The organism is Anabaena cylindrica UHCC 0172, from assembly GCF_034931625.1.
In the GTDB taxonomy this organism is placed as follows: domain Bacteria; phylum Cyanobacteriota; class Cyanobacteriia; order Cyanobacteriales; family Nostocaceae; genus Anabaena; species Anabaena cylindrica_A.
Genome location: NZ_JAYGGY010000114.1, coordinates 26,195 through 36,435 on the forward strand (window position 1 = coordinate 26,195; position 10,241 = coordinate 36,435).

Consider the following 10,241-nt stretch of genomic DNA (forward strand, 5'->3'; position numbering starts at 1 on the left):
TTTAACTGGTTACAAAAATCTTCTGTGTTTATATTTTTTCGAGTATTTTTTGTGTATTTTACCTTGTCTGAAAAATATTCTGCACCATCTTTTTCTCAGACTTCGCAGCAGCATTATCTAACTCTGCCACTTCTCCATCATTCAAAAACCAACCCAAAGCGCCAATATTCTGTTGTGCTTGTTCCAAATTTTTAGCACCAGGAATGGGAATTGTACCTTTACAAATACACCAGTTAATTGCTACCTGAGACATGGTTTTATTTCGACTATTTGCTATTTCCTGCAAAGTCCCTAAAATACCTTGAATACCTGGTAATATCTGCCTAAATAAAATCCCTCTTACACCTTTAGGAAAATTACCATTTTCAGAAAACTTCCCTGTTAATAAACCCAAAGCTAAAGGACTATAGGCAATTAATTTAATTCCTAATTCATCACAAACTGATTTTAAACCTAATTCCGTCACTGGATAGGTAGATAAAAGCGAGTATTGTACCTGCAAGGTTTTAATTGGTATTCCTCTTTCCTGAAATCTTTTATGCACCCATTGCAGTCGTTTTGTCCCGTAATTAGATAATCCTACTCCCTTCACTAAACCTTGTTCATATAAATCTGCCAAACCATCTAATAAACCTACTTCTTGCCAAGGTGCATAATTAGCTGTAGACCAATGCATTTGCACTAAATCGACATTTTTACCCAAACGTTTTGCAGAAGCATTACAAGCAGATATAATCGACTTTTTTGTCCATCTCCAAGGATACGCAGCCAGCTTAGTTGCGATGCAAATATTGTCTTTATTTATCCCGTCGTATTCTTTTGCAAAACGCCCTAAAAGTAACTCACTACGTCCGTTTAATCTTCCTGTTCCGTAGGAATCACCAGTATCAAATAGGGTGACACCATTATTTACACACAGGCCAAACACCTGTTGCAATTGGTCATCCATACTTTCATTGTATCCCCAGAGGAGTTGGTTTCCCCATGCCCAAGTCCCGCAACCCATATTAGGTAGAGATAATGTTTGGTTAGTTTGCATACTAAAGACGTTTTCAAAGTTCTCTAAAAACTCATTATCAGGCCATACTGACCTAAGTTGTTAATTATGCTTTAGAAGCTTTATAGGCATGATAATAGCACAAATGTACCAGTTAGAGAATTAAGTAACTATGCCAAACTAGTTGGGGATTTTCACCACTTTTTTCCGGTAGCAGCAACCGCCAAGTTTTACCTTCTCGCTGCATTTGCAAATAAACTTCAAAGGGTTTTTGCGGTTGAGTGAGTTGTCGTTTTGGTAATTTAAAAGTTAAGTCATAAGTTCCGCGCACACGGTAAGCGGGTAAATTTTCAATGGTTAGAGACTGCTGTTGAGTAATTGATAGTCTCTTAATATTGAATTTTTGGAAGTCTAAATCGAGCTTTTGGTTAAGCTGCTGTTGGGTTTGTTCTAGCTGAATTGCGATCGCTTTTTGCACCAATTCATAAGTCGGTAGCAACGCAATACTGCTACAAGATGTTAAAAACACCAAAATACCTATCAAAATAAACCGCACCATGTTTTTTATATTACTACTCTCTACCGTTAGTATAGTGGTATATGTTTTCAGTTTTCTAGTCACTAGCTCAAAGTCGAGAATATTTGGAAGCTAGTTATTAATATATCAGACTCTGATTTTTATACCTAAACCTATTTTTTAATGAATAAATCTCAATATGTATTTTTCTGCTTTGATCACTACTTATAATTCCAATTCAACTTGGTTCATATCTAAACAAAATCTGATAAACCAGAAAATTATAACTATAGAAAGATTATTAAAATGGATATAAAGAGTTATCCTGATACAGATTTAATGGAATAGTATATATTATGAAATTACACAACTTTTTTTGGTTGTAAATCTAGGCTTGATTTATTGTATTAGCATCTGTAGTTTTTACCACTCTAATCATACTGTCTGCTGTTATACACCTAGACAACTGTAATTAATAATTACTCTTTAAGCCATCTAATTAAAACTGAATTAAATTTGAGTAATAACAAATATCATGTATAGCTTTATCTTAGAAAAGACGAGAAACAAAATCTTAAAAAAGATTGATACAATTTCCTTTGTACGACATCGATCTGAACTTGCTTATCAAGCAGAAGTAAACAAACATATTTCCAATTTACCTATTCTTTCAAAAAATGATCTAGATTTGGTTGATAAAATCCAACAAGAAGGTGTTTTCGTTACTTCATTAGCAGACTTAGAAATTCCATCTACGCTTCAATTTTTCCAAGCTGCACAAAACCTTATGCCCAAAATACAAAAACATACTTCTGATCATAATAATAACTTTGCTATTCATGCTAGTTCTCAGCAAATTATGGATTATCCAGAAATATTTTTGTGGGGACTAGAACAACGGTTATTAAATATTGTCGAAAATTTTCTTGGTTTACCAGTAGCCTATCATGGTGTATATTTTCGTAGAGATATTGCCAATCAAGTAGAGAAAGGCTCAAGACTATGGCATATAGACAAAGAAGCCAGAAACGTATTAAAAATCATAGTTTATTTAAATGATATTGATGAAGAAAAAGGTCCATTTCAATATATTCCCAAGTCCTTAACCTCAGAAATAGCTCAATCACTCAGATATAAATCTGGCTATATTCTCGATAAAGCTATGCAAGAGGTTACATCTACTACAAATTATCAATCATGTTCTGGTTCTGCTGGCACGGTAATTTTTGCTGCTACTGGTAGTATGTTTCATCGCGGTAAGATGCCTATAAGTGGAGATAGATTTAGCATCTTTTTTGATTACACTCCACGACTACAAAGGCATTCATTTTATAGTGCATCATCCTTACCCTATAAAGATTTAATTTTACTAGCAGAAAATCTTTCAGAACCACAAAAAAATGTATTTTTAGATAAAAAATAAATTTTATTTATAAAATTCGATGATTAAATTATTGGCTGAAAAATGCCCAAGCTAAAAACCTTTCAGTATAATATAACGCTAATTGATTACTAACACCATTAAAAACGGCATCAAAAGCGTGTTCAGCCCAAGGAATTTCTAGAAAAACCGCAGTGTTACCGAAGTCATGTAAACGTTCATACATTTGCCTACCAAATCGAGCTTCTACTAAATGATCTCGACTGCCATAAATTAATAAAGTTGGTGGTAAAGAACGAGTCACGTAATTTATCGGTGAAGCAATTTCATACTGTTTGGGAAATTCTTCCAAAGAACCACCAATAAATGTTCTTAAAACAGCACGAGTGTCAATAGGATCAGGTTGTGGTGGCGATTTGTATCCTTCAGTTAAATTAACAGGCCCATAATAATTTACCACAGCCCGGATAGGTGGTGCATCTGGTTGATAAGCTGCCAACATTGCCAAATGCGCTCCGGCAGAACGTCCTAATAATACCATACGTTCTAAATCTGCTTCATATTCAGCAGCGTGTTTACGAATAAAATTAAGTGCTGTATTTACATCTTCTAACTGAGACGGAAATTGATATTTTGGAGCGTGTCGATAGTCAATAGCAAATACCGTATATCCACGACTGGCAATATATTGATTAAATTCAGAATTTGCACGAGGATTACCTCTTTGCCAAGCTCCACCATAAATTACTACCAGCGCGGGATGTTTACCCACTTTTAAGGGTTGGTAAACTTCCATTTTTAAAGGCACTCCTGCTGGATTAGCAAAAATAATCCCTGTTTTATGAATAGTTTTACCTAAAGAAATACCCCGGAAAGTATTAATTAAACTAAAAGGACTAGTTTGCATTTTAGAGCTAATTTCAACAGGAATTTTTGCTAGATAATCTGCACCAAGTCCTTGTTGTATCGCTTGTGCCATCTGCATTTGAGTCGTTGTTATATTCACTAGCACCAAGGAACAAAATAACAACCCTATCAAGCTAAAAATAGAGGCTAGACGCTGTATTTGACGCTGATGAATGCAGAAAAAAGAAAGCAAAGCAGAAAGTAAATTTAACATCAAAAGCCATGGACTAACTTCTGGCGCTCCCACTCCTAGATTAAGTAAAAACATATTTGGAGCAGGAATAACAATCCAAGCACTGAGAAATAGACTAGAAAAACTCAGTAATAATACTAGCCATGATAAAGCTATTCTATTTTTAGAAGACATAGAAATTGACACACTTAACATCTTGCACCATTTTCAGCGAGCTACCTGAAGCACGGGGGACTGAATTCCCAGTCTAATAGCTCACTCAAGTTCATCAAAACGAACTGAAATATTCTCTCAGTTGTCTTGAGACGACTTTCGCTATCAAATTCTTCACAATTGATTCTGATAGCATAGCTTGACATAGTGACGTAAGTCGTGGTGGTTTTTGGCGTTGGTGTGTACGTCGTAGCCATAGAAAGGGAGAGGTTTTGAATTTTTACCCTGGAAAAACTGTAGGTTAGGTTGAGCGATGATGGTTTTGGGTTATGCCTGAATGGCAAGTTTTGCGAACACGCAGTGTCCCTCCAAGATACTTTACTCAACCTAACCTTACTGACATTATTGTAGACACCTATGCCGATTTCTTTTCCCTGAGAGAACCACGTATTTCGGCTTTTTGTTTACCAGCTACTTCCAGATAAGCTAAATCTTTCATTTTGCTCAAACAGCTAGGTGCTAAATGACCATCAGACCTTTTCTCTGTCGCTGATTTGGCAATTTTTAGATTTTCATTGTTTTGAGAGTTTGATCTACTCATGCGGGAGTTTTCTTTGAGTAGCCGATTATAAGTACGGTAAGGAATGTAATGCAAAGGATTATAACCAACAAACCGTAGCATTAAAACACAAGCCCATGAATACTTACCAGCCAGAATTGCTTCTAATACTTGATCAAACTGTTCAGGATTAATTTTCTTATCTAAGTTGTTACTACTGCCAGAAATGTCTTGATTCATAGTGAGTGTTAGTTTTATTTGAATAAAGTAAACTAGTCCAGGTTCTTCAAGTGCTATTGACAAACTGCAATACTAGTCCACCACACCAACATTGATGGGTTCACAACAGCAAGATCATTGATATTCTTCCTGTGCGTACTTGCACCCAGCAGTAATGGTTTGGTTGCTTACTAGTCTTGAGACAGTTGTTGAATTAATTACAGGAATATATTGGTAATGGATTAGTAGCGAATGTTGAAAAAATAGATAAACTTTCCAACAGGCACAACCAGAAATTTCTCAACTTAACAGCGGTTTCTGTAACTCCCAGTATAAAAAGCTATTCCTAAAATGGCTCTGTTGTTTTTGCTGCGTATAGATGCTATTGAGCCAAGTTTTAGGTTGAGCAATTTTGGCGACTAACTGAGTTTTTTTCTGGACGTTTGGGAGCAACTTCAATAAATAAACTTTCAAAGCTAATGCCCTTGGAGGTGCTGGTTCTGCTCTAGCTATAATCACTCCAAGAGTTTGAGTCTTTGAAGAAGTCTGAAATATCCCAGATGTGATTTGCTTTACCTGAGTGTGACTGACTTGTAGAATCTTTCCTGTACACACCCAAACCACAACTGTGGGCAAAAAATCTAACTTACTCCACCAAACTAAATACAGAAGGGCTGAGAGAACTTCTGTTTGAAAGGATGTTGACCTGTTGTCTGTATTTTTAATTGCTATGTCACTACTTTTAGTTAAGACTGATAAAGTTACCGCTGGTGAAAGTACAGGACTTTCTTGAATGGATGCCTGACGAGAATGCAAATTAGAGAGTTTGATCTCTAAAATACCTCGTTGGCTTGGTGTTTCGACTGCATTTGACCTGATGATTTGTTTCATGACCTGACCTGTGATTGAAAACCTGACTGTTTTTAATCAAGTCTGTGTACTGCGTTGATGTATTGACCCTGTTGTGCAGTTTTGTAGCTTACTGGCTTTAGTTGTTGATGAAGACAACTGCCATTAGTTACGTCTCGATTGTGGCTTTTGCTGATGAGTGAATAAAAGGTAGATTTTTACCTTCTTTCTGTAATTTAGCGGGCTTAGTAGATGCAGTTGTGTCCTTTAACAATTTCACAACTTTTAATTCAATAGATGACCCTTGGTTATTATTGTATAACTTACCGCTGAAAATTAGGAAGTCTTTTCAGTAAAGCCTCATAATTTTCAATTGCACTGAGAAGATAATTCATATGGGAATCCCAAGACCTACATTCGTATTTATACTATTTTTTGTCGCTAATGTCATCTGCCAATTTAGCAGGCTTATAAGTTAAATTTACTGAATATCTCCGAATGTTCATTTATGCGTTGTGCAACTTTAACTTTTGTCCCATATTTGTCAAAAAAATGAGGGGTGACACCCCTCATTTTAGATACTTCAAAACTTTAATTATGGTTACTTTTTTAGCAATTATTACGATTAACTATTTTTTGAAATCCTTACTAGTAGATACTTCTAGCTGCTTTCGTGAAAATGAAATTTGCTTTTTTCATGAAGATTAGCTGTAATAGTTTAGTCATTATATATTGTTATATGTTTTTCTTTGAAGTCTTATCTGAAAATAGTTACAACCACACCTGTATTCAATATAGTCTGGTGAAATAGGAGTAACATATTACAAGGTAACAAGTCAACTTATCTGGTTATTAAGTTGTTGATGATACCATTTTATGATATGATATATAAAGGATGATTGTCACACAAAAAATATATGAGAAAACACCCATGAGCGGGTGTGTTAACAAAAGAGTTAGCTTATTAAAGTTACATACAATAATATAATTGAAACGCTTAATCTTAAGTTAGCGCAAATAAATACTTGGGAAATATTTTTTTTAATAAAATTTATAATTTCTGGAAATATATTTAACTAAATTCAGTAAAATTACAGTTGCTATTAGATTTTTAATAAATGCGAATTTAACTTCTTAATTAGAATTAGTTCCTAATTGGTAAGTTGCTAAAACTTGGTACTTCAGTTTTAGCGAAAAATGTTGATAACTGTGAGGTTGGATCTGTGATGGTAATATGTCAATCTTGAGTTTTAAACGACAATTGATTGCCAATTAGCAATCAAAGGGTTATAATATAAGTCCTGCATCTAATGAACTGCCTTTCTGTGGGTTAAGAGTGCAACTGCTTGTGAACCTGACTTAATTAATTAAGATAATCTGTACTGCTTCTAATTGTTCTACATAGATCTAGTTTTTCATTTTTATAGATTTCCTTTAGATACTTTGTCATCGGAAGTAAGAAGTTGGTATGTCGGATTAAGAGTATTATCTTACACCTTAATTTTGACTATTTTTGTACGGAAATTTTATAATCATAGATTTTTTTGAGGGGATAGCTGCTATTCAAGATATTTCTGAACTAAAACCGTAAGAAGTGTATAATTTAGAACAGCTTTAGTGAGGTTTAAATCTTTCGACTCTTACCATTACTTAATTTTTCGATGGATTCCGGAAATAACCGGAAAATAAAGTTACATTTATTCGGTAATGGAGAAGAGTCACCGCACTCATGTTAAAAATTTAAGTGGGGCTTGCTGATAGCGTGGCGTAAGCCATAAAAGTTATCTATGAGTGCAGGGAACAGTTTCAGCCATTTGCATATCCTCAGTTTCCCAGATTCGACCAGTAAAAATGCACCTGTTTTGAGACACCATCAGCCAAAACCTGGCACTTTATTGTGATAAAAATTCCTGAAACCCTTATCAATAAACAATTTCAGCTTTATATGCCTAACGGCACGCTCCGCGAACATCAAGCTCTAAGTAAATTGCCCAAATAGCCATTGCCCGAAGATAAGTGCTGGCACGAAAAGTACCAGCAGCCGTAATTGCTTCTGGAGTACGGAATTGTAGCCCGTTTTCATAAATTTGCTGCACTACAGCCTGGGTTAAGCTCATTGCTTCATTTTTCATGCCCATCTGTATGAGAAAAGCTGCTAGTCCGAAATTGATACCTGTCCAGACTTCTAGGGGATGGGTAGCATTCGGGTTTTCTGGTGAACCATCAGGACGAACGCCGTTAGCAGCACCAAATTTACCATTACAAAACTTTACAAAACAAGCATCATAAACTGTTTGCAAAGCAGAGAGGGCGTTATCATTGGGGACAATATCCGGTAAACCTAGTAGTCTGGCGTAGAATTGCCCACATAACTGATCTGCCATGACTACATCAGAACCACTTTCACTATCTAAGCGATAATAGTTTCCATTCCAAAGCTTTTCTTGATAAATAGGCTTTGATTGGTCTAACCAAGATTGATAAATTAATTTTTGCGATAGCGCAAGCGCTGACTTGTCAGTTCGCATTTCCTCTGCGTTTTCAGCACCTCTGTGATTCGTTAAAATATCACAAATTGCGATCGCACTTTCTAAAGCTGCTAACCACAATCCACCACAATAGGCACTCACACCCTGTAACCGCCAATCATCAAAGGTTTGGTCAGGTGCGCCCGAATTTTCTGGCATCCCATCACCATCTAAATCAAAGGTTTTCAGGTAATCGAGAGTCTGCACAATTGCATCCCAACAATCTGCCAAAAACTCCACATCCTGGCTACCCGTAAAAATAAAATCTCGGTATACTTGCAAGACAAAATCACTACCTAAATCCTTCCACAAATTACAATCCTGATAGCAGGTGTAATTGGTTTTTTCCCAAACGTGTTCATTGGGTGCGCCTAAATCGTGGGGTGTTGCGCCGGCGACTTTGCGGACTGCGGTGGTTGTATCTGCACCAATTGTGTAGTAATAACCAATAACTCGCAAATTCTCATCACTGTGGGGTATTGCCCGTGCAAAGGCGCGAATTACTGATTTTTCCAATTCTGGAAATAACATCAGTAAAGCAAAAGAACCATATAACCTGACATCTAAACTTTCATACCAACGGTAATCTAAACATTCTAAGACTGCAAACTGCCCAATAGGATCGTTTTCTGAAGCTGCACTCCAGAGAGTTCCGCCGCTGGTGAGGTCATAAAGTTCGTTAAATAGCGCCATTTTGAACCATTCTGGCAAGTCTTCCCGGTCAAGAATGGGATTTTGCCAAGTTTCGATGTGCGATCGCCAAGTTTGATATTTTTGTAATGCTGTAGTTGCTATTTTCCCAGCATTTGCCCCATTACGTCCAAAAAAGTCTGTATATCTGCGGTAATAGTTAATTCCGGTGGCAAATTCTGTAATTGGAAAATCCCAAGCCAGAGTAAAAGGAATTTCCAAACTTTCTCCTGGTTGGAGAGTAAAACGGACAGCAATTGCTGCGCCTATGCGTGTATTTTCATTGGCGGGAGTTGCGTCTTCAATATTAGGTAAAGTTCCATCTACTGCAAAGCTTTGCCATATATCCTCACCTGTACCTACTGCATCCCAACGGGTATGATAAAATATTTCCACCTGGGGAAGTTTGGACGTAGCAATACACCAGCTACCATCACCTTCCTGTACAGATTCACCACCAGCTACCCTACCTAAAAAACAACTAAAATATTTTGTATTTTCTACTACGCGGTTGTAATTACCTTGACTTGCACCTAAGCGTGGTTGATATTCATAAACAGGACTACCATCATCTCTTATCTGTACTTCAGGAGATTTCAAAGCATTAGTAAACCAACCCACCATATTTTCCCAACTCAGCATAATGCTAAGAGTAATAGGTGCATTTGTAGGGTTGTGCGCTTTCCATACAAATATTGCTACAGGGTAACTAGTTTCTTGATAATTATTTGCCCAAATTGGGGAAAATTGCTCACAGGTTAGCTGTGTTTGGAATATATTTTCATAAACAAACCAACTACGAGGATACAAAGCATGATATTTTCCAGTTTCCTCTGTAGTGCTAGATGCTGGATACCATTGCCATGTTTGTAAAGTCCCATCTTCCGGGGGTTGGGTTGATAAAGCGTAAGCTTTAGTACTTGTAACCGTTGATTCAAATACACTAAATTGACAAGCGGGGAAGGTGTTAAATATATGTTCGCCACCATCAATGTGCCAAAAGTTAAAATCTCCCCGCGAGGAACGACCAATACAACCTGCACCAAAACCACCAAGAGGCATTCCGTGCCAAGGGCCATCATCAATATTACTAGGGTAACGGACTGTATAGGGATTATCCCAGCCTAAACCAATAGGACGATTCCAAGTGCAGGATGGTATTTGCGAGGTGGGGTGGGTTGTCATGAGGCAGGGGGCAGAAGGCAGGGGGCAGGGGGCAGGGGGCAGGGGGCAGGGGGCAGGGGGCAGG

7 protein-coding genes are annotated in these 10,241 nt (G+C 36.9%); 1 reads left to right on the forward strand and 6 read right to left on the reverse strand.

Annotation, left to right across the window (positions count from 1 at the left end; all coding sequences use genetic code 11):
* Positions 1-58: 58 nt before the first annotated feature.
* Together VB713_RS25295 and VB713_RS25300 are read right to left on the reverse strand one after the other, a co-directional pair.
* A complete protein-coding gene (locus VB713_RS25295) occupies positions 59-1,039 on the reverse strand; it encodes an aldo/keto reductase (RefSeq protein ID WP_323314249.1) in 981 nt (326 codons plus the stop codon).
* 112 nt (positions 1,040-1,151) lie between these two features.
* Positions 1,152-1,556, reverse strand: coding sequence for a hypothetical protein (locus VB713_RS25300; RefSeq protein ID WP_323314250.1), 405 nt, complete (start codon positions 1,554-1,556; stop codon positions 1,152-1,154).
* A 493-nt stretch (positions 1,557-2,049) separates the two neighbouring features.
* Between VB713_RS25300 and VB713_RS25305 the strand changes: the two genes are divergently transcribed.
* A complete protein-coding gene (locus tag VB713_RS25305) occupies positions 2,050-2,937 on the forward strand; it encodes a 2OG-Fe(II) oxygenase (RefSeq protein ID WP_323314251.1) in 888 nt (295 codons plus the stop codon).
* A 28-nt stretch (positions 2,938-2,965) separates the two neighbouring features.
* On the opposite strand, the gene VB713_RS25310 is transcribed toward VB713_RS25305, so the two are convergent.
* The 4 genes from VB713_RS25310 to VB713_RS25325 all read right to left on the reverse strand — a co-directional run bounded on the left by VB713_RS25310 (position 2,966) and on the right by VB713_RS25325 (position 10,177).
* Complete coding sequence (locus VB713_RS25310) at positions 2,966-4,168, reverse strand: alpha/beta hydrolase (protein WP_323314252.1); 1,203 nt, start codon at positions 4,166-4,168, stop codon at positions 2,966-2,968.
* A 394-nt stretch (positions 4,169-4,562) separates the two neighbouring features.
* Positions 4,563-4,946 (reverse strand): HetP family heterocyst commitment protein, encoded by a 384-nt coding sequence (locus VB713_RS25315; protein WP_323314253.1) that lies wholly within the window; start codon positions 4,944-4,946, stop codon positions 4,563-4,565.
* Positions 4,947-5,225: 279 nt separating this feature from the next.
* Positions 5,226-5,816, reverse strand: a complete 591-nt coding sequence (locus VB713_RS25320; RefSeq protein WP_323314254.1) for a hypothetical protein — start codon at positions 5,814-5,816, stop codon at positions 5,226-5,228.
* Positions 5,817-7,723: 1,907 nt separating this feature from the next.
* Positions 7,724-10,177 (reverse strand): GH116 family glycosyl hydrolase, encoded by a 2,454-nt coding sequence (locus VB713_RS25325; protein WP_323314255.1) that lies wholly within the window; start codon positions 10,175-10,177, stop codon positions 7,724-7,726.
* Positions 10,178-10,241: the final 64 nt, after the last annotated feature.

Coding starts and splice junctions, on each gene's coding strand:
- VB713_RS25295 (WP_323314249.1), bottom strand. CDS start 1,039: ATGCAAACTAACCAAACATTATCTCTACCTAATATGGGTTGCGGGACT.
- VB713_RS25300 (WP_323314250.1), bottom strand. CDS start 1,556: ATGGTGCGGTTTATTTTGATAGGTATTTTGGTGTTTTTAACATCTTGT.
- VB713_RS25305 (WP_323314251.1), top strand. CDS start 2,050: ATGTATAGCTTTATCTTAGAAAAGACGAGAAACAAAATCTTAAAAAAG.
- VB713_RS25310 (WP_323314252.1), bottom strand. CDS start 4,168: ATGTCTTCTAAAAATAGAATAGCTTTATCATGGCTAGTATTATTACTG.
- VB713_RS25315 (WP_323314253.1), bottom strand. CDS start 4,946: ATGAATCAAGACATTTCTGGCAGTAGTAACAACTTAGATAAGAAAATT.
- VB713_RS25320 (WP_323314254.1), bottom strand. CDS start 5,816: ATGAAACAAATCATCAGGTCAAATGCAGTCGAAACACCAAGCCAACGA.
- VB713_RS25325 (WP_323314255.1), bottom strand. CDS start 10,177: ATGACAACCCACCCCACCTCGCAAATACCATCCTGCACTTGGAATCGT.